We start from the raw sequence: 22,827 nt of genomic DNA, 5'->3' as shown, positions 1-22,827 counted from the left end.
GGTGCTACCCTGCGACAGATGAACAAGAAATCAATTGGATGGGCGCTGCACTGGCTCGTACGCATGGCGGCGTTTGTCATGCTCATGCCCTACGCGGGCGCCAAACTCGTCCTGATGCAGATGGGCCGGCCGGATTTTCCGGAGCTTTTGATCACGCTCGGCGAGAAGTCACCGATGGGGCTGCTGTGGACGTTCATGGGCTTCTCCCCCGTCGTGCAGTTCTTGGCGGGGCTGGCGGAGTTCGTCGCCGCCGTGCTGGTGCTGTTCCGGCGCACCGCGTGGCTGGGCGGGCTCATCGGTTTCGTGGACCTGGCCGTGGTGTGGCTGCTGAACATGACCTTCGACGTGCCGGTGAAGATCCCCGCGGCCATCCAGGCGTTGCTGTACCTGCTGGTGTTGGCGCCGTGGCTGCCGCGGCTGTGGCGCTTTGTGGCCGGGCGCAGCGTCGAGGCCGTGGATGCGCCGCGCGCGATTACGAACGAGAAGGTCCACCGCGTCACCCGCTTCTTCCCCGCTTTGGCTCTGGTGGTCTCCCTCGGCGCGGCCGGGTTCGCAGTGGCCACCAACGTGCCCAAGGCGCTCGACCGCGAGGGCACCGAGCTCTCCGGCCTGTATGCGGTGGCCGGCGGCGACATCGAAGCAGCTCCCGAATTGTCCGACGACCAGCGCTGGGCGGCGATCGCCTTCGGCTCCATCGACGGCCCCGCGGCAGGCAGCTTCCACTGGGTGGAGGACGCCGAAACCCCCGAGGGCTCCTTCCACGGGTTCGTTGCCTTACGACGAGCCTCCGGCTCCCTCCAAGAAGGCTTCTACACCCTCAACGGCGACCGCGTCACCATCCAGCTGACCGCCCCCATGACCGACGACGGCTACAACGCCGCTCCGCGCGGGCCCGTCGTGGAAACCCGCGAATTCACCTGGCTGGCCAGCGAAGGCACGATCGAGCTTGCCCCCGCCGGCGGCGAGGCCTTCGTGCTCACCCCGTCCGAGCTGGGCACCACCCTGCTGGACCGGCCGTTTACGTGGGTCTCCAAGCCGTTTAACCGGTAGGTTTGGCGGAAAAAATTGGCGCCCCAGAGAGGAATCGAACCTCCGACACCGGCTTTAGGAGAGCCGTGCTCTATCCACTGAGCTACTAGGGCAATGGCGTTAGGTTACCGCAGCCTGCTGCCGCGCCGGAAACCGCCGCCGCGCAGGCGCGCCGTTGCCCGCCCGAGTTTGAGCACAAACCGCCACTTGGGGCTAGAGTGACGGATGTGACTACCTTTGATCGCCGCTCATTTTTGAAGTCCGCGGGCGCCCTGACCGCCGCAGCCGCCGTCGCGGGCACCGCCTCGACCGCCCTCTCCCCCGCCGCGCACGCGCAGCAGCGCCGCGTGCTTGGCACCGTGGTGGATTACTCGGCGGCGGTGCCCTCGGCAAGCGCTGTGAAGGCAGCGGGCCACATGGGCGCGGTGCGCTACGTCTCCGAGCGCCGCCCCGGCGCCGAGTGGATGCGCGGCAAGCCGGTAACCATCGGCGAGACGCGCGACTACAAGGCGAACGGCCTGGCGGTGGCCTCCGTTTACCAGTTCGGCCGCGCCGAGACCGCCGACTGGAAACGCGGCGCGCTCGGCGCCGCCGAACACGCACCGAAGGCGATGGCCCTGCACGCCGCGGCAGGCGGGCCGGCCGGGCGGCCAATCTACGTGGCCATCGACGACAACCCCACCCTCGAGCAGTTCAACAACCAGATCAACCCGTACCTCAAGGCCATGGGGGCTGCGTTCAACGCCGCCGGCTTCCAGCTCGGCGTGTACGGCAACTTCTACACCATCGCGTGGTGCCTGGAAGACGGCATCGGCTCCTTCTTCTGGCAGCACGACTGGGGCTCGCGCGGCCAGATCCACCCCCGCGCCAACATCCACCAGGTGGCGGGCCGCCAAGCCTACATCGAGGGGGTGCAGGTGGACGTCAACAACGTGTACGCCTCCGATTGGGGCCAGTGGACCCCGGGGCAAGGCTCGACCCTCGCCCACCTCACCCCGGACGATTGGGCGAACCTTTTGCAGGGCAGCAGCCAACTGTCCTCCTCGTGGCTGAGGTAACGCATTAAAAAAGGGCCCGCGCCGGCGGGCCCTTTTCCTGTTGGTGCCTAGTGGTCGACCGGAGCCTCCACGCCGACACCGGTCAGCGAGCGGACCTCCATCTCGGCCTGCAGCTCGTCGAAGTTGTCAGGCTTGCCCAGGTAGGTACCCACAATGCCAGCGAGGAAGCCGAGCGGGATGGACACCAGGCCCGGGCTGGTCAGCGGGAAGATGGACCAGTCCGCGTTGGGGAACATCGCGGTCGGGCTGCCGGAGACCGCCGGCGAAAGCGCGATCAGCACCAGCGCGGAGATCAGGCCGGTGTAGATCGACGCCACCGCGCCGGTGGTGTTGAAGCGCTTCCAGTACAGCGAGTACAGGATGGTCGGCAGGTTCGCGGACGCCGCAGTGGCGAACGCCAGGGACACGAGGAAGGCCACGTTCTGCTGCATGGCCAGGATGCCCAGGACGATGGCGACGACACCCAACACGACCACGGTGATGCGGGAGACGCGGACTTGTTCTGCTTCGGTGGCTTGGCCGTCGCGAAGCACTGCGTCGTAGACGTCGTGCGCGATCGACGCGGAGGCGGTGATGGCCAGGCCGGCGACGACCGCGAGGACCGTCGCGAAGGCGACCGCGGAGATCAGCGCCATGAAGATGGAGCCGCCGAGCTCGAACGCGAGCAGCGGCGCCGCCGAGTTCGCACCCCCCGGCGCGGCGAGGATGCGGTCCGGGCCGACGAATGCGGCCGCGGCGTAGCCCAGCACGAGGGTGAGCAGGTAGAACGAGCCGATGAGCACGATCGCCCAGGTCACAGACTTACGCGCTTCCTTGGCGGTGGGCACCGTGTAGAAGCGCATGAGCACGTGCGGCAGGCCCGCGGTACCCAGCACCAGTGACAGGCCGAGCGAGACGAAGTCCAGCTTGGTGGTGGTGGTCTTGCCGTACTTCAGGCCGGGCTTGAGAATGTCGCCCGCCTGGTAGCCCTTCTCGGCGATGTAGCTGGAAGCGGTGTGCGAATCGATGGCTTTGTCGAACACTGCGGTCAGGCCACCCTTGGCCATGATGAACGCGAGCACGGTCATGATCAGCACGCCGGCGATGAGCAGCACCGCCTTGATCATCTGCACGTAGGTGGTGCCCTTCATGCCGCCGACCAGGACGTAGATGATCATGATCACGCCGACGATGCCCACGCAGATCGCCTGCGCGGTAAACGAGTGCAGGTTCAGCAGCACGGACACCAAGGAGCCTGCGCCCGCCATCTGCGCGATCAGGTAGAACAGCGAGACAAAGAGGGTGCCGAAGGCGGCGGCGACGCGCACCGGCTTTTGGCGCAGGCGGAACGACAACACGTCCGCCATGGTGAAGCGGCCCACGTTGCGCAGCGGCTCCGCCACCAGCAGCAGCGCGACCAGCCACGCTACGAAGAAGCCGATGGAGTACAAGAAGCCGTCGTAGCCGTTGAGCGCGATCGAGCCGACGATGCCGAGGAACGACGCGGCGGAGAGGTAATCGCCCGCGATGGCGAGGCCGTTTTGCGTGCCGCTAAACGACGCACCTCCGGTGTAAAAGTCTGCCGATTCACTCGTGGTCTTGCCGGCGCGGGTCACGATGTAGAGAGTGACAACGATAAAGATGCCGAAGATCGCGATGTTGAGGATCGGGTTGCCGGTCTCACCCGATTCGGCGGCGAGCAGGTAGGTCTGCATGGGTTAGCCCTCCATCTCTTCGCGGATGTGAGCCGCGCGCGGCTCGATGTTTTTGTTCGCCCACTTCACGTAGATCCAGGTGATCAAGAATGTCGTGAAAAACTGCGCCAGGCCCAGCCAGAGGCCCAGGTTGAGGCCGAGGAAGTCCTTGGCCATCACGTCGGGGGCGAAGGTGGCGAAGACGACGTAGAAGACGTACCAGACAAACGCCGCAATCATCACCGGGAACGTGAACCCGCGGAAGGTGCCGCGGAGATCTTGGAATTCGGGGCTTTGCTGCATGGCCACGAACTCATCAGGAGTTGGTTCGCGGCGTTGCGGGACAGCGGTAGAACCTGCCATTGCCTCGATCCTTTCTTATGCACGGGAATTCGGTCTTGCCTCGCCGGGTCTATGTCATCCCCGACTCAACAATGTGAATGTAACCTATCACACATACAACTGTTCAATGTCTCATAACTCTCTTTATGTTCGCGCATAGAAAAACCGCCCGGCCACGCAGATGCGTAACCGGACGGTGAAAGGGGACCTTCTGCCCTACCCCGGGAAGGTCAGCGGGTCGCCGGAGAGGCGCTCTCCCTGGACAGCGTCGAGGGCGGTGACGTCTTCGTCGTCAAGCGAAATGCCTACCGCACCCAAATTTTCCTCCAGCCGCTTTGGGTTGGAGGTCTTCGGCACCACAGAGCAGCCGAGCTGCAAAAGGTACGCGAGCGAGACCTGCGCCGGGGTCGCGCCGTGCTTGTCCGCCACCGCACGGATCGCCGGGTCGTCGAAGTTGGAGCCGCGGGCAATCGGCGCCCACGCCTCGGTGACGATGTCGTGCTCGTCGTGGTACGCGCGCAGCTCGGGCTGGGTAAACCCGGCGTGCAGCTCCACCTGGTTGAGCACCGGGGTGATGCCCGTGGCCTCGATGATCTCGTCGAGCACCTGCGGGTAGAAGTTGGCCACACCCGCGGACTGCAGGCGGCCCATGCCCTGCAGCTCGGCGATCTGCTCGAACGCGCGCACGTAGGTGCCGTGCTGTGGCCACGGCCAGTGCACGAGGTACAGGTCCACGAACTCGAGGTCGAGGCGCTTGAGCGACTCGTGGTACGCCTCGGCCACCCGCTCCTGGTCGTCGTTCCACAGCTTGGTGGTCACGAACAACTCTTCGCGGGTGACTTCGCCGGCCTTGATCGCGGCGTTGATGGCCTTGCCCACCTCGACCTCGTTGTCGTAGAGCGCGGCGGTGTCGATGTGGCGGTAGCCCAGCTCAATTGCGGTGCGCACGATCGGCTCTACCTCGTCGCCGGCGAGCTTGTAGGTGCCCAGGCCGAGGAGGGGGAAATCGTAGCCGTCGTTCAGGGTGGTCACTGGGATGCGCATGGCCGGCCTCCTAGCTGGCGTCGAGCAGGTCGATGATAAATACGAGCGTGCGGCCGGACAGCGGGTGGCCGCCGCCTGCGGGGCCGTACGCCTTCTCCGGCGGAATGGTCAGCTGACGGCGCCCGCCGACCTTCATGCCGGGGATGCCTTCCTGCCAGCCCTGGATCAGGCCGGTGAGCGGGAACTCTGCGGCCTCGCCGCGGTCCCATGAGGAGTCGAACTCCTCGCCCGTTTCGAAGTCCACGCCCAAGTAGTGGACCTTGACAAACCCGCCGGCCACGGCCTCTGCACCTTCGCCGACGGTGATGTCCTCGACGACGAGGTCTGCAGGTGCCGGACCCTCCGGCTTGTCGATGAACGGCTTTTCCATAGCGTTGAAACTCCTTGCAAGTTTGTGCGCGGTATCAAAAGAAACCGCCGAGAACTTCCGCCCAAAATTATAAGGGTAGAGCAGTTCTCGGCGATGGCACCACGAATTAGCGCTTGCTTATCCGTGACTTCAAGCGCGCTTAGCGCTGGTCACGCGGCACGAAGTTGCGCTGTTGGTAGCCGGTGTAGATCTGGCGCGGGCGGTTGATCTTGGTGTTCATCTCCAACTGCTCGCGGTACTGGGCGATCCAGCCCGGCAGGCGGCCGATGGCGAACAGGACGGTGAAGAAGTCCGTGGGGAAGCCCATGGCGCGGTAGATCAGGCCGGTGTAGAAGTCCACATTCGGGTAGAGCTTGCGCTGGATGAAGTAGTCGTCGTTCAGCGCAATCTCCTCGAGCTTCATGGCCAGGTCCAGAAGCTCGTCGCCGCCGAGGTGCTCGAGCACCTCGTGTGCGGTCTCCTTCACGATCGCGGCGCGCGGGTCGTAGTTCTTGTACACGCGGTGGCCGAAGCCCATGAGGCGGACGCCCTTTTCCTTGTTCTTCACGCGGTTCATGAAGTCGGTGGCGTCGCCGTCGTGGTTGTTCTTGATGTCCTCGAGCATCTCCAGCACCGCCTGGTTTGCGCCGCCGTGCAGCGGGCCCGCCAGGGCGTTGATGCCGCCGGCGATGGAGACGAACATGTTCGCCTGCGCGGACGCGATCATGCGCACGGTGGAGGTGGAGCAGTTCTGCTCGTGGTCCGCGTGCAGGATGAGCAGCTTGTCCAGGGCCTTGGTCAGCACCGGGTCGACGTGGTAGTCCTCGGTCGGGTAACCGAACATCATGCGCATGAAGTTCTCGCGCGGGTTCAGGGAGTTGTCCGGGTACATGTACGGCTTGCCGCGGGATGCGCGGTAGGCGTAGGCGGCCAGCATGGGCACCTTGGCCATGAGGCGCACGGTGGCCTTGTCCAGCTGCTCCTCGTCCAGCGGGTCGAGCTGGTCCTGGTAGTACGCGGACAGAATGTTCACGGAGGAGGCGAGCACAGCCATCGGGTGAGCGTTGCGCGGGAAGATGTTGAACGCGGCCTTGAAGTCCTCGTCCAGCAGGGTGTGGTGGCGCAGGTCGGAGTTGAAGCTTTCCAGCTCGTCGGTGGTGGGCAGCTCACCGTTGATGAGCAGGTAGGACACCTCGTTGAAGGTGGCGTTTTCCGCCAGGTCCGCGATGTCGTAGCCGCGGTAGCGCAGGATGCCTTCGTCGCCGTCGATGTAGGTGATCTTGGATTCGGTGGAGCCGGTGGAGACGTAGCCGGGGTCGAAGGTGACCAGGCCGGTTTCGCCGAGGAGCTTGCCCAGCACGACGCCGTCGTTGCCCTCGGTGGCGCGCATGATGTCCATCTCGTACTCGCCGCCCGGGTAGTGGAGTACGGCCTTGTCCTTGTTCTCAGTAGCCACTGATTTCCCCTTCCAGGTAGTTTTGTCGGCTGTCGTGTGGGACCTTCCAGGGTTACGTCCCGGCAACCTATTTACGTAAGGCACTGTAGCAAAGTTTGTGACGCGTCTGACAACTTGCTCCACCTTCAGAACGCGCCACAGATAACATGCGTGTTTGTGCAAACCTACCCGCGAATCCCAGCGCAGCTGCTCCCCCAAGACGGCCGTTTCGGCAGTGGCCCATCCCGCGTCCGGCCAGCCCAGCTTGAGGCTGTGGCCCGCTCGGATGCGATGGGAACGTCACACCGCCGCGAGCCGGTCAAGCACCTCGTGGCTGGCATCCGGGAGGGCATCGCGCAGCTGTTTGACCTCCCTGACGGCTACGAGGTCGCCCTCGGTACTGGCGGCGCCACCGCGTTCTGGGACGCCGCCGCCTTCGGCCTGATTGAAAGGCGCTCCGCCCACCTGCGTTACGGCGAGTTCACTTCCAAGTTCGCCGCTGCCGCCGCCCGCGCGCCGTGGCTGGACACCCCGATCACCCATGACGGCACCGACTCCGCCGCGTTGGCGGACGCTGAGGTGGATGCGGTCGCCTGGGCGCACAACGAGACCTCCACCGGTGTTGCGGTGCCCGTCGCCCGCGCCCACCCCACCGCGCTTTCGCTTATCGACGCCACCTCTGCCGCCGCCGGCCTTCCCGTCGATATCAGCGCCGCGGACGCGTACTACTTCTCCCCGCAGAAGGGGTTCGCCTCCGACGGCGGGCTGTGGCTTGCGTGCTTGAGCCCCGCCGCAGTCCAACGCATCGAGCGCATCCACGCCAGCGGCCGGTTCGTGCCCGCGTTTTTGGACTTGCACACCGCAGTGGAGAATTCGCGCAAGAACCAGACGTACAACACGCCGGCGGTGGCCACGCTGGTCATGCTCGAAGCGCAGATCCGCTGGATGCTCGAGCACGGCGGCTTGGAGGCGATGGTGGCGCGCACCGCACACTCGTCGCGGATCCTCTACGGCTGGGCCGACGCCCACGAGCTGGCCGAGCCCTATGTGCGCGAGCCCGAATTGCGCTCGCAGGTGGTGGGCACGATCGACTTCGACGAAGGCGTTGATGCCGCCGAGCTTGCTGCGGCGTTGCGCGCCAACGGCGTGGTGGACACAGAGCCGTACCGCAAGCTCGGCCGCAACCAGTTGCGGGTGGGAATGTTTCCCGCCGTGGATCCGGAGGACGTGCGCGCGTTGACTCAATCGGTGGACTGGCTGCTGTCTGCCGGTGTGGGCAGCCGTTGACGTATATAGGCGTCCGTTAAGCTGGACGCGTATCTGCCCGGCGGAAAGGTGACTCATGCGCGAGCTGTACTTCTTGGAGGAGGAGTCGACGGAGACGTTCTTCGTCCTCCGTGACGACAACGGGATGCGCTTTCAATTAGCGCGCACCGAGCTCGAGCCAGTGCTTAGCGACGATCGTTCCGACTCCCCCGCCACCGAACCGCACCCGGTGGCTGAGCAGGCCGCCGAGCCAGAGGTCGCAGAGGCGGAGCAGGCAGAAGCACCTGCACCCGCGCCTGCGCCTGCGCCGGTGGAGCGCACCTTGCCGGAGCCGGACCCGCTGTACGCGACGCCGCTGTCGCTGCGCCCGAACGAGATCCAGGCCCGCCTGCGCGCCGGCGCGACCGCCGCAGAGCTCGCCGAGGAAATGGGAGTGGCCGAAAGCCGCCTCGACGCCTACGCCCACCCGGTGCTGCTGGAGCGCACCCAGGTGGCCGAGGCCGCGAAGCAGTCCCACCCGGTGCGCGAGGACGGACCGGCCAAGCAGACCCTCTTCGAGATCCTGGCCACGGCGTTCGCGGCACGCGGGCATTCCATCAGCGACGCGGAGTGGGACGCCACCCGCGAACAGGGCGACAGCTGGGTCGTCCACGTGACCTGGAAGGCGGGCCTGACGGAAAACGAAGCACTGTGGACCTTCAAGCACGCCATGGGCTCGGGCGCGCAGACGGAGGCGCGCAACGCCATGGCCGCGGACCTGACGGACCCGGACTTCGCCCAGCCGGTGCGCTCCCTTTCCGCTGTGCGCTCCGAGCGCTCCGAGCGCGACGACCGTGAGGACTGGGAAAACCGCGACGGCGATCACGAGGTGGCGCAGTTGCCGGTTGAGGGGCAGCCGGAGGTCGTCGATACGCGTGACGACGAGCTCGAGGGCGAGTTCCTGCGCCACCCCGACGAGGAGGAGCAGCCGCAGAAGCGTCGCCGCAAGGCTGTCACCCCGCACTGGGAGGACGTGTTGCTGGGCGTTCGCACCAATACCAAGCGCCCGAAGCGTTAAACCTCCTAGGATGTACGCATGAGTTTCCCAGCGGTAGTTACGCTTTGGTTCGTCAACACCGCCGATCCCGCCGGCGTGCTCGAGCGCGAGCCGAAAGCCGACCGCGGGTTCGGCCGTAAGCTGCTCGCCCAGGTCAACCCCGCCTGGCCGATCACCCCGATCGGCTCGTTCCCGCTGAACCGCTCCTCGGTGCCGGGGCGCGACGAGTTCTACATCGCGGGCTTTCCGGGGGTGTCGGTGGTACGCACGCTTGTCGACGACGCATCGACGCTGTCCACGAAGACCCCCTGGCTGACGGCCCTGCCGGCCTCCGATGTCTTTGTCATCGCCACCGGCACCGACAGCGACTACGGCGGGTTCGCCCACTTCACCGGCGAGACCGTGGTACGCAGCTTTTGCGCCACCCGCACCCACGTCATTGAGGACACCGGGCTGCCCGAGCCGTTCGAGGCCCCCTACTGGGCCGGCGAGCGGGCGGAGCAGGCGGGCGGCATCGCGCTGCCGTTCGAGCCGCGCGACCTTGCGCTGTCAGCGGAGCGGCACTGGCTGGGCGTGGACATCGGCGCCGATGGGCCGGACATCAACGTGGTCGGCTACGCGGTGGACGGCCGCCCCGAGCCGAAGATCGAGGAGAAGAAGGCCCCCGCAGTGAAGTCCGTGGATGCGGTGGCCGCCAAGTTCGCCGAAAAGTCAAAGGCGTACGACGATTACGAGGACGCCCCGGCAGAGCAGACCAGCGACGAGTTCGCTGAGCTGGCGGACGCCTCGGTCGCGGCCGCGAAGCGCGTCGGCCGGGGGCTGCGCAGGCGCGCCGCCGAGCTGTGGGCTGCCCTGTCGGAGCGCATCCGCCACATCGACAGGTAAGCCTCGCCCCCTCTAGCGCGAGCTCGCGAGCGCTAGCGGTTTCGTTCGTAGAACGCGATGGCGGCGGATGTCGCCACGTTCAGCGAGTCGGTGCCGGGCGCCATGGGGATCTTGGCCCGCACGTCGGTGGCGCGCATCGCGTGCGGGGTCAGGCCGGGGCCTTCGCCGCCGACAAGGAAGGCGACCTTGTCGTGGTCTTGGATGGCTTCTTTCAGCTCCACCGCGTCGTCGGCCGGGGTGAGCGAGACCAACCACCAGCCGTCCTCGCGCAGCTGGTCCAGGGAACGCTGCCACGTGGTGGGCGTGCCCTCGAGGTGGGCGAACGGGGTGCGCAGCACGTGCCCCATGGACACGCGCACGCTGCGCCGATACAGCGGATCGGCGGTGGCGGCGCCGAAGAGCACGCCGTCGACGCCCATGCCTGCGGCGTTGCGGAAGATCGACCCGATGTTTTCGTGGTCGCCGACGCCCTCCAGGATCACGAGGGTGCGCGCCCCGTCGAGCACCTCCGCTACGGACAGCGGCTCCGGTTTATCGGCGGAGACTAAAAGCCCGCGGTGCATGTCGTAGCCGGCGACTTCACCCATGATTTGGCGGGTGATCTGGTAGACCGGCACGCCGCGCCGCTGAAGCTGGTCGCCGTAGTCGGCCATGAAGGACTCTAACCGGCCGCCGAAGCCGAAGACGGCGCGCACGGGGAAACGGGATTCGACCAGCCGGCCCGCCACGAGCGGACCTTCGGCGAAGACGAGGTTTTTGTCTTTGTCCGAGTGTTTGAGGTCGCGGATGTCGTCGAGGCGGGGGTCCGAAGGATCGTCGATAGGCAGGAGCATCTTATCCGAGCGCCGCCATGATCGGGCCCTGCGCGAAGTAGACGACGAACAGGGCGGAGATGAGCCACATGATCCAGTGGATGTCCTTCGCCTTGCCGGCGAACAGGCTCATCAGCGCGAACGAGATGAAACCGACGCCGATGCCGTTGGAGATGGAGTAGGTCAGCGGCATAGTCACGATGGTCAAAAACGCCGGCAGTGCCACGGTGAACTCGGACCACTCGATCTGGCCGACCTGCATCATCATCAGGGCACCCACGATGACGAGGACGGGAGCTGCCGCCTCGATCGGCACGATTTCGTACAGCGGCGTGAAAAACATCGCGGCGAGGAAGAGCACGCCGGTGACCACGTTGGCCAGGCCGGTGCGCGCGCCGTCGGCGATGCCGGCGGAGGAGTCCACGAACACGGTGTTCGACGACGCCGACGTCGCGCCGCCGACGACCGCGCCGAAGCCCTCCACGACCAGGGCACGCTTCATGTCCGGCAGGATGCCGTTGTCATCGGCGAGGCCCGCCTGGCGGCCCAGCGCGGTCATGGTGCCCATGGCGTCGAAGAAGTTGGCCAGCACGAGGGTGAACACGAGCAGAGACGCGGAGATCACGCCGACCTGGACGAATGCGCCGAACAGGTCGATGTTGCCCACCACCGACAGGTCGGGCACGCCGCCGAAGGAGTCCGGCAGCGCTGGCACGGCAAGGTTCCAGCCTTCCGGGTTGTCCGCGGAGGAGCCGGCGCCGGTAAGGGCCTCGACCACCATGGCCAGCACGGTGGTGAGCACGATGCCGATAAACAGGCCGCCGCGGATGCCACGTACCACCATGAAGCCACAGATGAACAGACCGACGATGAACACGAAGGTCGGCCAGGACGCGATGGAGCCGCCGGTGCCCAGCTGCACCGGCACCGTGGTCATCGCGGCGTCCGGGATGCGGCGCACGAAGCCAGCGTCCACCAGGCCGATGGTGGCGATGAACATGCCGATGCCCACGCTCATGGCCACCTTCATGGAGTTGGGGATGGCGTTGAACACGGCGGTGCGGAAGCCGGAGATGGCGAGCAGGACGATGATGATGCCGTCGATGACCACAAGGCCCATCGCCTCCGGCCAGGTCAGGCCCTGCTGCCCCACCAAGGTCACGGCTACCAGGGTGTTAATGCCCAGGCCCGTGGCGATGCCGAAGGGGTATTTCGCCACGATGCCGAAGAGGATCGACATGATGCCGGCGGCCAGTGCGGTGGCGGCGGCGACCTGCGGGATGCCCAGCACCACGCCGTCGCGGTCGGCGGTGGTGCCGATGATCAGCGGGTTGAGCAGCACGATGTAGGCCATCGCGAAGAATGTCACTACCCCGGCGCGCACCTCGGTGCCGACCGTGGATCCGCGCTCGGTGATGTGGAAAAAGGAGTCCAGCGCGCCGCGCGGCTGCGGCTGCCCCTTATGCAGTTTTGCTTCCGTGGTGGTGCTCACGTCGCATTAGTGTCGCACCCTGCCTGCGAAAACGCCAATCGTTGGTGCACCCCAACGATTGGGTCGCGGGCTACTGGCCCACGGTGGTGTCGGAGTGCGCCCCGCAGCCGAAAGAGGAGGCCACCACGTGCCCGTCGGCGGAGTATTCGTTGGCGCACACCCCGAAGTTCTCCCCCACCGGCTCACCCAACGGGATGTAGAAGGCGCAGGAGCGGCACGACAGCGTCGCCTTTTCCGCGAACTCGCTGTTGGGCCCGTACTCGCCGGTGCGCCAGCGCTTCTTCGCGTCCTCGAGGCCGGCAGTGGTGAGGTAGCGCTTGGTCTCGCGGCCGGTGAAGGTCACGGCGTCGCGGGAGAAGGAGTCGTCGGTGACGCGGTCGTCGTCGGGCGCGAGCTCCATGATGTCGCCGGGGCCCAAGTCGCCGGGGCGCAGGCGCTCTGAGTACGGCACCCAGTCGGGCGCTTCGAGCGCGCCTTGCGAGGGCACCAGCGCGACCTCGTTGACGGTGACCCAGTTGGCGCCGTCGGCGCAGGCGACCACGGCGTTCCACTCCCAGCCGGTGTAGCCGGGCACGTCCGCTTCGAAGCGGTGCGTGGCCACGTTGCGGCCCAGGCCGGTCACGCCGATGTGGTCGCCGACTTCCCCGTCGGCGATCTCTGCCAGCGCGTCGCGCGCCGTTGCGACTGCGTCCGCGGACAGCAGCGGGCTGTGGGTGCGCTGTTTGCGGGATCGGTTGTTGGATCGTGACACGGTTCCCCATTATTGCCCACGTGGTGCAGGATGGTTGCCATGGGTCGATTCACTGTTGCCGCCGTCTGCTCTCTGCTCGCGTTCGCCGCCGGCTGCTCCTCCCCCGAAACCGCGGGCCCGGAGACGCAGCGCCTAACCGCGCACGTGCAGGAGCGGCTGCCGTTCGATCAGGCCAGCTTCACGCAAGGCCTCGAGGTTTCCGAGGACGGCACCATCTACGTCGGCACTGGCCAGGAGGGCGAGTCGCGGCTGTACACCCGCACGCCCGCCGGCGAGGAGCAGCGCTCTGTAGACCTCGACCCGCAGTTCTTCGGCGAGGGCATCACACTTGTCGACGACATTCTGTGGCAGCTGACCTGGCTCGACGGCACCGCCATCCGCCGCGACGCCGCCACGCTGGAGGAGACCGGCCGGGCGAGCTACGACGGTGAAGGCTGGGGCATCTGCAAACTGGACGAGAAGGACGAGCTGTTGTTCTCCGACGGTTCGTCGCAGCTGCGCCGCATGGACCCGGACACCTTAGAGGAGCGCGAGCGCTTCACTGTCACCATGGACGGCCAGCCGGTCGAAGGCCTCAACGAGCTGGAGTGCGTCGGCGACGAGGTCTACGCAAACATCTTCACCACCACCAACATCATGCGCATCGACGCGGATTCCGGGAAGGTCACTGCCGTCATCGACGCCTCCGGGTTGCCCAACAACGCGCAGCCCGACCCGAACAACGTGCTCAACGGCATCGCGCACATCCCGGGCACCGACGAGTTCTACCTGGCCGGCAAGCGTTGGCCGGACATGTACCGCGTGACGTTCGAGCCCGAGGATTAGCCAAGTAGGATTTCCCGCCATGGCGAACAAACGCGCAACGACACAGCAGTGGAAAGTCCTTGCCATCGCACTGATGGGCGTGATCATCCTGGTGGGAGGCGTCTACGCCTTCCTCACCTTCCAGGCCAACAAGCCGGGCACGCCGGTGCGCGACCTGAAAGTCTCCGTCGCCGCGGGCGAGGAACGCCAAGACATCCCCACGTACACGGTGTGCGAGCTCGACGTGGAGTGCCCCGGCGGCGACGCGCCGCGGATGCACCTGGCGGATTCCTCCGCCCCCGGCGAGGTGACGATCACGGTGCCCGAAGAAGTCGAGCGCAACAGCTGGCGCCTGCTGCTCATCTACGACGACCCGGCCGCAAACACCGAGCGCGTGTTCACCTCCGGCGAGTCCGGCGAAGAAACCGCGCCGGCTGTCACGGACACGGGCGCGAAGCTGGTTGTCGCGGAGGTGTCCACCCTGGACATTGAAAAAGGCGATGACGGGGAGGAAACTCCCGTCATCGCCACGTGGTCGGTCGGCTTCGACTAGGCCGAAGGTGCGTCGCTAAGCATCCAGCTCGCGGGCGACGGCGCGCAGGATCTCGGCGACCTGGCGGCCCTCCTTGCGGTCCGGGTAACGGCCGTTGGTCAGCGCGGGCTGGACCTGCGTCTCAATCAGGGTCATGACGTCGGCCAGCATGCTGCCCAGCTCCTCCGGCTTGCGGCGGTGCACCGGGCGGCGCTTCGGCTCGTCGAGCACCTTCACGCGCAGCGCCTGGGGGCCGCGGCGGCCGGCGGCGAAATCGAACTCGATGCGCTGGCCGGCGACCAGCTCGTCCACGCCATCGGGAAGCACGGACTTGCCGATGAAGACGTCATCTTCGCCCGGGTTCGATGCGAAGCCGAAGCCCTTTTCGGTGTCGTACCACTTCACCTTTCCAATAGGCATGGGCATCCTCCTTTAAGGTTCCGGTAGCGGCCCGCCTGTTGCAGGCCAAAATAAAGGACTTACATTACACGGCAGCCCCGAAATCCGCGACTGTGGCCCAGAACACGGAAATTCCCGAAGTGCTCAACGACCTGCAGCGATGCCGACCCCGCCAGCCACAGCCACACCATTTCGTGCCAGTTGCGTGACACAATCGTTACAAATGGTTAGGCTGTCCCGAGAATTGGCGGTCAACGACGAGAGGAAACGAATCATGGGACGCCACTCCAAGAAGACCACCTCCACGGGCAAGAAGGCTCTGGCAGGTACCGCAGCAGTTGCAGCACTGGCAGGCATCATCGCCCCGCAGGCAACCGCAGCACCGGATTCCGACTGGGACAAGCTCGCACAGTGCGAGTCCGGCGGCAACTGGGCAATCAACACCGGCAACGGCTACTACGGCGGCCTGCAGTTCAACTACGGCACCTGGCAGGCCTACGGCGGCGGCGAGTTCGCCCCCACCGCAAACCTGGCCACCCGCGAGCAGCAGATCATCGTCGCCGAGCGCACCCTGGCACAGCAGGGCTGGGGCGCATGGCCGGCCTGCTCCGCGCGCTACGGCCTGAACTCCGCGCCGACCAACCGCGACGCGCAGGCGGCACCGGCTCCGAAGCCGGCACCGCAGCCGGCACCGGCTCCCGCTGCACCGGCCGAGGCTCCGGCTGCGAAGCCGGCCCAGCAGGCCGCATCCGTTGAGACCGACGCCCTGTACCGCCAGTTGCGCGACGCCATCAACGCACTGGGCTTCCAGGTCCCGGCATCCGTCCAGGACAACTACGCCGCGAACCGCAACGACTACAACGCGTTCTACACCTCCAACCAGCAGCTCATCGACGCTGCACTGGCAGGCGACTACGCCAAGGTTGCCAACCTCATCGGCGGCAACTTCAGCGCCCAGGTCGACAACACCCTCGCTTCCCTGCAGCAGACCTACCTGCCGCGCTAAACGCGAGATACGAAAACCCGCCCGCCTGCGATGCAGGACGGGCGGGTTTTTGCTTACGCGCCGGCGCCGGGTTTAGCGGTTGATGCGCGTGGTCGGGTGCACGTAGCCGGTCTCCTCCGCCTTCAGCGGCAGGATCAGCTCGTCGCCGAACGGGCTCGAGGCACCGGTGAGCTTGGAGGAAATCTCGGTGACCGGGTGGCCGTTACCAGGGGTGTGCGTGGGCCACGCCGGGTTTGCGCGACCGATCTTCTCTACATCTTTAGCCATGCCCCTCATTCTTTCACGCCGGGGAAGAAAACGCACGTAAACTCACCCCCGCAATGTCTACCTTCCCCGAATTTCTGCATTCGCTTAGCGACGATCAGCTTCGCACCCTCATCCAATCGCGCCCAGACGCCTTCTTCCCCACCCCGCCTTCCGCCGGATCCCTGGCTACCCGCCTGTCCCTGCCCGGCTCGGCGTCGCGGGCGCTGATGCAGCTCACCGCGGCCGACCTTTTGGTGCTGGAGCGCCTGGCGGACGCTGGCGCGGAGCTCGACGCAGTGGACGCGGCCGAGTTCGGGGACATCACCCACCTGCGGGAGCTCGCCCTCGTCTACGGCGCAACCGACGCGCTGCGCATCTCCCCCGGCACCCTGTCCGCGCTGCCGCCGGGCTGGCGGGTCAGCGATACGATGCCGCCCGGCGCGGCCGAGGCTCTGGCGGATCTGCCGGCGCGGCAGCGCAAGGTGCTCGAGACCCTCGCCGCCTCTGGCGGGGTGGGCACGACCGCTGCGGCCACGCCGGATGCGGACCCGGCGGAGCCGGTGGCAGCACTGCTCGCCGTGGGGCTGCTGGTGCGGGTGGACGCCACCACGGTGCGCCTGCCGCGCCCGGTGCGCGACGCGATGCGCGGGATCGCGCCCCGAGAGTTTCCGCTCACCGAGCCGCCTGCCCCCGGGGTAGACCAGGCCGCGGTGGATGAGGCGGCGACCTCGCAGGGCCTCGATGCGGTGCGCCAGATGCGGCAGCTGGTCATGGAGCTTCTCGATGCCCCAGTGGCCCTAAACAAGGACGGCACCGTCGGGGTGCGCGCGGCGGCGAACTTGGAAAAGACGCTCGGCTTTGACCCGCGGCTGCTGATCACCCTCGGCGAGTCCGCCGGCCTGATCGGGCGCGGCAATGTGGACGACGAGGACGTCCTCGCTGCCACGCGCGACGCGCTGACCTGGATCGACGCGACACTTTCGGACCAGTGGGCCATCCTGCTTGCCGGGTGGGCCGCCTCCCCGTGGCGCGCCGACACGGAGGCGAAGCTGCTGTCTGCGGACATGCACGCGCCCGCCGTGCGCCACGCGCGCCTGACCATCCTGCGCCACGCCGGGCGCGCCGACCAGCTGTTATTCCACGCGCCACTTGAAGCCTCCGGGTTTTCGCCGCAGTTGGTCCGGGCGGTGGTGGATGAGGCGGCGTTCGTCGGCGCGCTCGCCGGTGCGCCGGAGCTGGCGCAGTCGTCGCCGCTCAACGCGCTGCTTTCGGGCGCAGACGTCGCCGCCGCCACCCGAACGCTCGTTCCCTCCCCGGTGGACACACTGATCGCCCAGGGGGATATGACCATGCTCGCCCCCGGCCCGCTCGAGCCGGACATGGCGTCCTTTGTGGAACGCATCGCCGAGTTGGAGTCGCCCGGCGTGGCCAGCGTGTGGCGGATCACCGAGGCATCGGTGCGCCGCGGCCTGGACGGCGGGCTCACCGCCGACGAGGTTCACTCCTGGCTGTCCGCCCACGTCATGGGCGAGGTGCCGCAGGCGATCACCTTCCTCATCGACGACACCGCCCGCACTCACGGCGCCATCCGCGCCGGCGCCGCGCTGAGCTACATCCGCGCGGCCGACCCGGCGCTGATCGCTACCGCCGCCGAGCGCTGCGGTCTGCGGGTGCTCGCCCCGACCGTGGCGGTGTCGGACCTGCCGCTGCCCAAGCTCATGTCCCAGCTGCGCGCGGCCGGGATGCAGCCCACCGCCGAGGACGACACCGGCACGACGCTGAACATGGCACCCGAGCCAGCGCTGGTGGCCGCTACCCCGTCGTCTCTTCCCCGCACGCCGCGGGCCACCGAGGAGCAAGCAGAGGCCATTGTGGCAAAGCTCAAGGCGAGCGAGACGGGCGCCGACTCAGGCTCAGGCTCAGGCGAGGCCTTCGAGACGCTGCGCGCGGCCGCGCGGGCGAGGCGGCATGTGACCGTAGGTTTCGTCGATAAGCAAGGGCGCGGCCGCACACTGACCGTGCTGCCGCTGAGTGTCACCGCGGGGCAGGTCGACGCGCTCGACGAGGCCGCCGACCGTGTTGTGCGCATCGCCCTGCCACGCATCACCAACGTGGTGCTGGCCTAGGGTTTCGCGCTCCGGTTGCGGACCTCTCAAAGTTCTTTAAGGTTCCAGTTGTCCCTATCCCGTGTCTGAGAGGGAATTCCCATGCGCTCGCGCTTTATCGCCATTGCCGCGGCGACCTCGATGGTCGCCACCACCCTCGTCGCCCCGGCAGCGTTCGCCGATGTCGACGCCACCAACGACTACATTGCCGCGAACTTCAAGAACCCGTTCGAGCTGCCCACCGACAAGCCGCAGGACGTCGTCCTGCAGGCTGGCGCCACCGAAAGCTCGGTGCTGCTGAACTGGATCACCGCCAAGGGTGTCACCGGTCAGTCGGTGCGCATCCAGGAAAAGGGCGGCGAGACCAAGACCATCGAGGCGAAGTCCACCGATTCCAAGGTCACCGTCACCGAAGGCAAGATCAAGGACCCCGAGGTGGAGCCTGTGTGGGCCACCGTGGCAAACCACAAGGCGAGCATCGACGGCCTGAAGGAGAACACCGAGTACACCTACTCTGTGGGCTCCGAAAAGACCGGCTGGTCCGAGGAGTACACCTTCAACACCGGCACCTACGGCGACAAGTGGAACTTCCTCGTCTTCGGTGACCCGCAGCTCTACAGCACCAAGGACTTGGCCGAGCAGACCGCCGGTTGGAACAACACCGTTACGCAGGCCACCAAGCGCTTCCCGGAGACCTCGTTCCTCTACTCCGCGGGCGACCAGGCTAACCACTCCGCGTTGCAGGAGCACGGCGGCTTCATCTCCCCAGAAGCCCTGCGCAAGTACCGCACCGTGGTGACCATGGGCAACCACGATTACTACCACGCGCCGAGCTACGAGGCGATGTACAACCGCCCCAACGTTGAGGACGAGAACTACTGGTTCACCTACAACAATGCGCTGGTGATCAACATGGACACCAACGACTGGGAGGACTTCGACGACGACGCCGCGTTCCTGCGCAAGGTGGTCAAGGAGCAGGGCGCCGACAAGGACTGGGTCATCCTCACCTACCACCACTCCACGTTCTCCCAGGCGTACCACCAGGAAGACCGCGGGATCCAGTACTGGCGCGAGCGCATGACCCCGGTCATCTCCGAGCTGGACGTGGACCTGGTGCTGGGCGGCCACGACCACATCTACACCCGCTCGCACCTGATGAACGGCTACACCCCGGTGGACTCCGGCCGCGTGGCTGAGAAGGGCGAGACGCTGGAGAAGAAGAAGGGCGAGACCCAGTACGTCACCTCCAACTCCGCTTCCGGCTCGAAGTACTACCAGTTCTTCGACTTCAAGAGCGGCGAGCGAAACGAGGACGTCAAGGAGAGCTTCGACCAGACCGTCAAGGAGAAGACCATCCGCGACTACACCGCGGTGTGGAACCAGAACGGGGTTCCGGACTACACCAACGTCGAGGTCACCCCGGAGGGTCTGACCGTGACCACCTACGACACCGGCGACGGCGATGTGGTGGACGCCTTCACGCTCAAGCACGCAAAGGAGGAAGCTCCGGCGCAGACCGAGGACGGTTCCTCCATGGGCGCCATCGCCGGCATCGTCATCGCGATCGTCGCGGCGCTGGCTGCTGCGGGCGGCGCGGCTTACATGGGCCTGATCCCGGGCGTGCAGCTCCCGCAGTTCTAGCACCCCGCCAAACACCAAACCCCCAAGCGCGCCAAGCACTTGGGGGTTGCCTCGTAGCGACTAGCGGCTGACGCGCTCCAGGATTTCCAGGATGTGCTCGTAGTCCTTACCGGTCGCGGCGGTCAGGCCCAGCTCGCAGGTGCGGTTGGACGACGCATGGCACTCCGAGCCCAGCTCCGCCGCCTGCTCCGCCTCGCGCTTCGTGGCCGCGTGCGTCAGCTCGGGGTGCAGCATGCCGCGGTCGCCCGCGTACCCGCAGCAGTTCCACTCCGCCGGCACGCGCACATCTTCGGCCGCAGCGCCAGCGACGCGCGCAAGCGTATCGACGATCCCGAGGTGCGTCGCCGAGCACGTCGGGTGCAGCGTCACGGAGTCCACCTTGTGCGTGACGTTGATGCGCTCGAGCACCTGGTCCTCCACGAACTCGATGGCGTCGATGACGGTGATGCCGATGCCCTCGGCCATGTCGCGGAAGCCGTGGGTGCAGCTGGACGCGTCCACCACCACAGGCAGGCGCCCGCCGTCGGTGGCGGCGATGATCTGGTCGTTCACGCGGCGCTGCATGATGTCGTGGCCCGTGCTCATGCCTTTCGACGCCCACGGGGTGCCGCAGCACATCCCGTCGATGCCCTCCGGGACCGTCAGGGCGAGCCCGGCGCGCTCCACCAGCTTCGCAAACGCCGCCGAGGCGCCCACGCCGTTAGCCTGCGGGCCGAACATGGAGTTCACGCAGGCCGGGACGAACACGCCCGCCGGCTCCGCGCCCGGTGCGCCGATGCGCTCGCCGAACGCCTTCGAACGCTTCGCGCCGCCCTTGGACAGCTCGGGGCGGTACTGCGGCACGGTGTCATCGCCCACCAGGGTGCGGGCGACGTCGGTGACCTTCTGCACCAGCGAGGTGGGCATGTAGTACGCGCCGGTCAGCGCCGCAGACGCCAAGGTGTTGCCCGGCCCCCACGCCTTCGCGGCGGCCGCCCAGCCGGCGGACTCCACCGCGCCAGCTTGGCCGCGGCGCAGCGACTTGATGAACTTGCCGGTGTCGATCTTGACCGGACAGGCCGTGACGCACATGGAGTCCACGGCGCAGGTGTCGATGCCGTCGTACTGGTAGGCCTCGTCGAGGTGTTTGACCAGTTCGGTGTCGCCGTCCTGGATCGCCTTCGCCCGCGCGCGGCGCACCACGATGCGCTGGCGCGGCGTCATAGTCAGGTCGCGCGAGGGGCACACCGGCTCGCAGTAGCCGCACTCCACGCACGAGTCGATCTCGTCTTCGACCTGCGGGTTGAGCTTGAAGTTCTTCATGTGCTCGCGCTCGTCGTCGGTGATGATCACGCCCGGGTTCATCACCCCGCGCGGGTCGGCGGCTCGCTTGAGCTCCACCATGACCTGGTAGAGCTCGTCGCCGTACTGGCGGCGCACATACGGCGCCATGACGCGCCCGGTGCCGTGCTCCGCCTTCAGGTTACCGCCGGCGCCGAGCACCAGATCCACCATGTCCTCGTTGAACCCGTCGTAGCGCTTCAGGTTTTCGTCGCCTTCGAAGCGGTCGGTGATGAGGAAGTGGATGTTGCCGTCCTTTGCGTGGCCGAAGATGACGGCGTCGTCGTAGCTGTAGGCGTCGAAAAGCTGCTGCAGCCCGCCGCACGTGTCGGCGAGGTCGGCCACGGGCACCGCGATGTCTTCGAGCAGCGCAGTGGTGCCGGACGGGCGCGCCTCAGCGACCTGCGCGTAGAGGCCCTTGCGGAAGGCCCACGCCTTGGCGGCCTCAGCCGCGTCGGTGGTGAACTGCGCCGAGGTTTGCAGGTCGAAGCCTTCCAGCAATTTCGCGCCGGCCTGCTCGTATTCGCGCAGCTGCTCCGCCTCGTTGGCGTGGTACTCGATCAACAGCGCGGCCTGGCCGGACAGCTCGAAGCCGGTGATTTGCTCCGGCACCGAGTCGAAGGTGCGGCCGACCTTGATGGAGCGCGAATCCATCAGCTCCAGCGTGGCCGCCTGCGAATCGAACAGCGCGGGCAGCGAGCGCGTCGCCGCATCCAGCGTCGGGTACACGGCAATGGTGGTGGTCTTCAGCTTCGGCACCTCCACCGTGCGCAGCACCGCCTCTGCAATGAAGGCGAGCGTGCCCTCGGAGGCGACCAGCAGGTGCATGAAGATGTCCAGGGGCAACTCATAGTCCAAAAACGCGTTAAGGCTGTAGCCCATCGTGTTCTTCAGCGCGAAGTGGCGCTCGATGGTGGCCACGGATTCCTTGTTCTCGCGCACGCGCCGCTTCAGGTGCTCCAGCTTTGCGACGAGCTCCGCCTCCTCCCGCGCAAACTGCGCCTCCGCGTCCTTATGCGCCGTGTTGATGACGGTGCCGGACGGCAGCACGAACGTCATCGATTCGATGGTGTTGTAGGTGTTGAACTGCGTGCCGCAGGCCATGCCGGAGGAGTTGTTGGCAATCACGCCGCCCATGGTCGCCGCGCCCTCGGAGGCCGGGTCCGGGCCGATCTTGCGGCCGTAGGGGGCAAGGTGCGCGTTGACCTGACGCACCGTGGAGCCGGGCTGGACGCGCACCCGCGCGCCGCCGTCGAGGACCTCCACGCCGCGGAAATGCTTGCGCACGTCGACGAGCATGCCTGCACCGCCGGCCTGGCCGGACAGCGAGGTGCCGCCTGAGCGCAGCACTACCGGGGCGCCGGATGCGGCCGAGGCCCGGAATGCCGCCGCGACGTCGTGGGCGGTGCGGGCCTCGACCACCACGTCCGGGGTGTAGAGGAAGTGGGACGCGTCGTGGGCGTATTTGATGCGGTCGATGGGGCGGGTGGAAAGGGTCTGGTCGGAGCCGAGTTCGCGGGCGAGATGCGCTGACGGGGAGGAAACAGTTGCAGTCATAGGGCCATGTTATCCCTTCGGAATCGCACGATCTTTCATCGC

At 66.8% G+C, this 22,827-nt stretch carries 21 protein-coding genes and 1 tRNA gene; 10 read left to right on the top strand and 12 right to left on the bottom strand.

Annotated features, from left to right (window positions below; all coding sequences use genetic code 11):
- Positions 1–18: 18 nt before the first annotated feature.
- Positions 19–1,050 carry a hypothetical protein gene (locus CFOUR_RS03175; RefSeq protein WP_143338989.1) on the top strand — a complete coding sequence of 344 codons (1,032 nt, stop codon included), beginning with the start codon at positions 19–21 and terminating at the stop codon, positions 1,048–1,050.
- A gap of 16 nt (positions 1,051–1,066) precedes the next feature.
- On the opposite strand, the gene CFOUR_RS03170 is transcribed toward CFOUR_RS03175, so the two are convergent.
- Positions 1,067–1,142, bottom strand: a tRNA-Arg gene (locus CFOUR_RS03170).
- A gap of 114 nt (positions 1,143–1,256) precedes the next feature.
- Between CFOUR_RS03170 and CFOUR_RS03165 the strand changes: the two genes are divergently transcribed.
- Positions 1,257–2,087, top strand: a complete 831-nt coding sequence (locus CFOUR_RS03165; protein WP_353959388.1) for a DUF1906 domain-containing protein — start codon at positions 1,257–1,259, stop codon at positions 2,085–2,087.
- Positions 2,088–2,134: 47 nt separating this feature from the next.
- On the opposite strand, the gene CFOUR_RS03160 is transcribed toward CFOUR_RS03165, so the two are convergent.
- From CFOUR_RS03160 to CFOUR_RS03140, 5 genes are all read right to left on the bottom strand, one after another.
- Complete coding sequence (locus CFOUR_RS03160; RefSeq protein ID WP_085957349.1) at positions 2,135–3,781, bottom strand: monocarboxylic acid transporter; 1,647 nt, start codon at positions 3,779–3,781, stop codon at positions 2,135–2,137.
- A gap of 3 nt (positions 3,782–3,784) precedes the next feature.
- Positions 3,785–4,123: a DUF485 domain-containing protein gene (locus CFOUR_RS03155; RefSeq protein WP_085957348.1), complete on the bottom strand. Its 339-nt coding sequence runs from the start codon at positions 4,121–4,123 to the stop codon at positions 3,785–3,787.
- Positions 4,124–4,318: 195 nt separating this feature from the next.
- Positions 4,319–5,146, bottom strand: a complete 828-nt coding sequence (locus CFOUR_RS03150; protein WP_085957347.1) for an aldo/keto reductase — start codon at positions 5,144–5,146, stop codon at positions 4,319–4,321.
- Positions 5,147–5,156: 10 nt separating this feature from the next.
- Positions 5,157–5,516, bottom strand: a complete 360-nt coding sequence (locus CFOUR_RS03145) for an FKBP-type peptidyl-prolyl cis-trans isomerase (protein WP_085957346.1) — start codon at positions 5,514–5,516, stop codon at positions 5,157–5,159.
- Positions 5,517–5,655: 139 nt separating this feature from the next.
- Positions 5,656–6,951, bottom strand: coding sequence for a citrate synthase (locus CFOUR_RS03140; RefSeq protein ID WP_085957345.1), 1,296 nt, complete (start codon positions 6,949–6,951; stop codon positions 5,656–5,658).
- A gap of 156 nt (positions 6,952–7,107) precedes the next feature.
- Here CFOUR_RS03140 and serC point away from each other — a divergent pair, with 156 nt between their 5' ends.
- The 3 genes from serC to CFOUR_RS03125 are packed head-to-tail and all read left to right on the top strand — an operon-like array spanning position 7,108 to position 10,117.
- Positions 7,108–8,217 carry a phosphoserine transaminase gene (serC, locus tag CFOUR_RS03135; RefSeq protein ID WP_085958400.1) on the top strand — a complete coding sequence of 370 codons (1,110 nt, stop codon included), beginning with the start codon at positions 7,108–7,110 and terminating at the stop codon, positions 8,215–8,217.
- Between the two features lie 55 nt (positions 8,218–8,272).
- Positions 8,273–9,253, top strand: coding sequence for a septation protein SepH (gene sepH / locus CFOUR_RS03130; protein ID WP_085957344.1), 981 nt, complete (start codon positions 8,273–8,275; stop codon positions 9,251–9,253).
- 18 nt (positions 9,254–9,271) lie between these two features.
- Positions 9,272–10,117 carry a DUF6928 family protein gene (locus CFOUR_RS03125; RefSeq protein ID WP_085957343.1) on the top strand — a complete coding sequence of 282 codons (846 nt, stop codon included), beginning with the start codon at positions 9,272–9,274 and terminating at the stop codon, positions 10,115–10,117.
- 32 nt (positions 10,118–10,149) lie between these two features.
- Here CFOUR_RS03125 and CFOUR_RS03120 read toward each other — a convergent pair whose 3' ends face one another.
- The 3 genes from CFOUR_RS03120 to CFOUR_RS03110 all read right to left on the bottom strand — a co-directional run bounded on the left by CFOUR_RS03120 (position 10,150) and on the right by CFOUR_RS03110 (position 13,172).
- Positions 10,150–10,950 carry a TrmH family RNA methyltransferase gene (locus tag CFOUR_RS03120; RefSeq protein ID WP_085957342.1) on the bottom strand — a complete coding sequence of 267 codons (801 nt, stop codon included), beginning with the start codon at positions 10,948–10,950 and terminating at the stop codon, positions 10,150–10,152.
- Between the two features lies 1 nt (position 10,951).
- The gene (locus CFOUR_RS03115) at positions 10,952–12,421 is read right to left on the bottom strand and encodes an NCS2 family permease (RefSeq protein WP_085957341.1); all 1,470 of its coding nucleotides are present in this window, start codon (positions 12,419–12,421) and stop codon (positions 10,952–10,954) included.
- A 70-nt stretch (positions 12,422–12,491) separates the two neighbouring features.
- Positions 12,492–13,172 (bottom strand): DUF3027 domain-containing protein, encoded by a 681-nt coding sequence (locus CFOUR_RS03110; protein WP_085957340.1) that lies wholly within the window; start codon positions 13,170–13,172, stop codon positions 12,492–12,494.
- A gap of 39 nt (positions 13,173–13,211) precedes the next feature.
- On the opposite strand from CFOUR_RS03110, the gene CFOUR_RS03105 reads away from it, so the two are divergent.
- The gene (locus CFOUR_RS03105; RefSeq protein WP_085958399.1) at positions 13,212–13,997 is read left to right on the top strand and encodes a glutaminyl-peptide cyclotransferase; all 786 of its coding nucleotides are present in this window, start codon (positions 13,212–13,214) and stop codon (positions 13,995–13,997) included.
- Between the two features lie 19 nt (positions 13,998–14,016).
- Positions 14,017–14,529, top strand: a complete 513-nt coding sequence (locus tag CFOUR_RS03100; protein WP_085957339.1) for a DUF2771 family protein — start codon at positions 14,017–14,019, stop codon at positions 14,527–14,529.
- A 15-nt stretch (positions 14,530–14,544) separates the two neighbouring features.
- On the opposite strand, the gene CFOUR_RS03095 is transcribed toward CFOUR_RS03100, so the two are convergent.
- Positions 14,545–14,928 (bottom strand): cold-shock protein, encoded by a 384-nt coding sequence (locus CFOUR_RS03095; protein ID WP_085957338.1) that lies wholly within the window; start codon positions 14,926–14,928, stop codon positions 14,545–14,547.
- A 253-nt stretch (positions 14,929–15,181) separates the two neighbouring features.
- Here CFOUR_RS03095 and CFOUR_RS03090 point away from each other — a divergent pair, with 253 nt between their 5' ends.
- Positions 15,182–15,913, top strand: a complete 732-nt coding sequence (locus CFOUR_RS03090; protein WP_290179919.1) for a resuscitation-promoting factor Rpf1 domain-containing protein — start codon at positions 15,182–15,184, stop codon at positions 15,911–15,913.
- A gap of 72 nt (positions 15,914–15,985) precedes the next feature.
- Here CFOUR_RS03090 and CFOUR_RS03085 read toward each other — a convergent pair whose 3' ends face one another.
- Complete coding sequence (locus CFOUR_RS03085; RefSeq protein ID WP_085957328.1) at positions 15,986–16,180, bottom strand: hypothetical protein; 195 nt, start codon at positions 16,178–16,180, stop codon at positions 15,986–15,988.
- 53 nt (positions 16,181–16,233) lie between these two features.
- Between CFOUR_RS03085 and CFOUR_RS03080 the strand changes: the two genes are divergently transcribed.
- Positions 16,234–18,285, top strand: a complete 2,052-nt coding sequence (locus CFOUR_RS03080; RefSeq protein WP_290179917.1) for a helicase-associated domain-containing protein — start codon at positions 16,234–16,236, stop codon at positions 18,283–18,285.
- Positions 18,286–18,366: 81 nt separating this feature from the next.
- Entirely contained in the window at positions 18,367–19,908 is a 1,542-nt protein-coding gene (locus tag CFOUR_RS03075; protein ID WP_085957336.1) for a purple acid phosphatase family protein, read from the top strand.
- Between the two features lie 60 nt (positions 19,909–19,968).
- Here CFOUR_RS03075 and CFOUR_RS03070 read toward each other — a convergent pair whose 3' ends face one another.
- Positions 19,969–22,785 carry an FAD-binding and (Fe-S)-binding domain-containing protein gene (locus CFOUR_RS03070; protein WP_085957335.1) on the bottom strand — a complete coding sequence of 939 codons (2,817 nt, stop codon included), beginning with the start codon at positions 22,783–22,785 and terminating at the stop codon, positions 19,969–19,971.
- Positions 22,786–22,827: the final 42 nt, after the last annotated feature.

The sequence above is a fragment of the Corynebacterium fournieri genome (assembly GCF_030408775.1).
GTDB classification, from domain to species: Bacteria; Actinomycetota; Actinomycetes; order Mycobacteriales; family Mycobacteriaceae; genus Corynebacterium; species Corynebacterium fournieri.
The sequence above is the reverse complement of the archived record's forward strand: the minus strand, read 5'-3'. Positions and strand labels throughout refer to the sequence as shown.

Bases quoted from the DNA above. Each gene is read 5' to 3' on its own strand.
- CFOUR_RS03175 (WP_143338989.1), top strand. From the start codon at position 19: ATGAACAAGAAATCAATTGGATGGGCGCTGCACTGGCTCGTACGCATG.
- CFOUR_RS03160 (WP_085957349.1), bottom strand. From the start codon at position 3,781: ATGCAGACCTACCTGCTCGCCGCCGAATCGGGTGAGACCGGCAACCCG.
- CFOUR_RS03155 (WP_085957348.1), bottom strand. From the start codon at position 4,123: ATGGCAGGTTCTACCGCTGTCCCGCAACGCCGCGAACCAACTCCTGAT.
- CFOUR_RS03150 (WP_085957347.1), bottom strand. From the start codon at position 5,146: ATGCGCATCCCAGTGACCACCCTGAACGACGGCTACGATTTCCCCCTC.
- CFOUR_RS03145 (WP_085957346.1), bottom strand. From the start codon at position 5,516: ATGGAAAAGCCGTTCATCGACAAGCCGGAGGGTCCGGCACCTGCAGAC.
- sepH (WP_085957344.1), top strand. From the start codon at position 8,273: ATGCGCGAGCTGTACTTCTTGGAGGAGGAGTCGACGGAGACGTTCTTC.
- CFOUR_RS03125 (WP_085957343.1), top strand. From the start codon at position 9,272: ATGAGTTTCCCAGCGGTAGTTACGCTTTGGTTCGTCAACACCGCCGAT.
- CFOUR_RS03120 (WP_085957342.1), bottom strand. From the start codon at position 10,950: ATGCTCCTGCCTATCGACGATCCTTCGGACCCCCGCCTCGACGACATC.
- CFOUR_RS03105 (WP_085958399.1), top strand. From the start codon at position 13,212: ATGGGTCGATTCACTGTTGCCGCCGTCTGCTCTCTGCTCGCGTTCGCC.
- CFOUR_RS03100 (WP_085957339.1), top strand. From the start codon at position 14,017: ATGGCGAACAAACGCGCAACGACACAGCAGTGGAAAGTCCTTGCCATC.
- CFOUR_RS03095 (WP_085957338.1), bottom strand. From the start codon at position 14,928: ATGCCTATTGGAAAGGTGAAGTGGTACGACACCGAAAAGGGCTTCGGC.
- CFOUR_RS03090 (WP_290179919.1), top strand. From the start codon at position 15,182: ATGGGACGCCACTCCAAGAAGACCACCTCCACGGGCAAGAAGGCTCTG.
- CFOUR_RS03085 (WP_085957328.1), bottom strand. From the start codon at position 16,180: ATGGCTAAAGATGTAGAGAAGATCGGTCGCGCAAACCCGGCGTGGCCC.
- CFOUR_RS03080 (WP_290179917.1), top strand. From the start codon at position 16,234: ATGTCTACCTTCCCCGAATTTCTGCATTCGCTTAGCGACGATCAGCTT.
- CFOUR_RS03075 (WP_085957336.1), top strand. From the start codon at position 18,367: ATGCGCTCGCGCTTTATCGCCATTGCCGCGGCGACCTCGATGGTCGCC.
- CFOUR_RS03070 (WP_085957335.1), bottom strand. From the start codon at position 22,785: ATGACTGCAACTGTTTCCTCCCCGTCAGCGCATCTCGCCCGCGAACTC.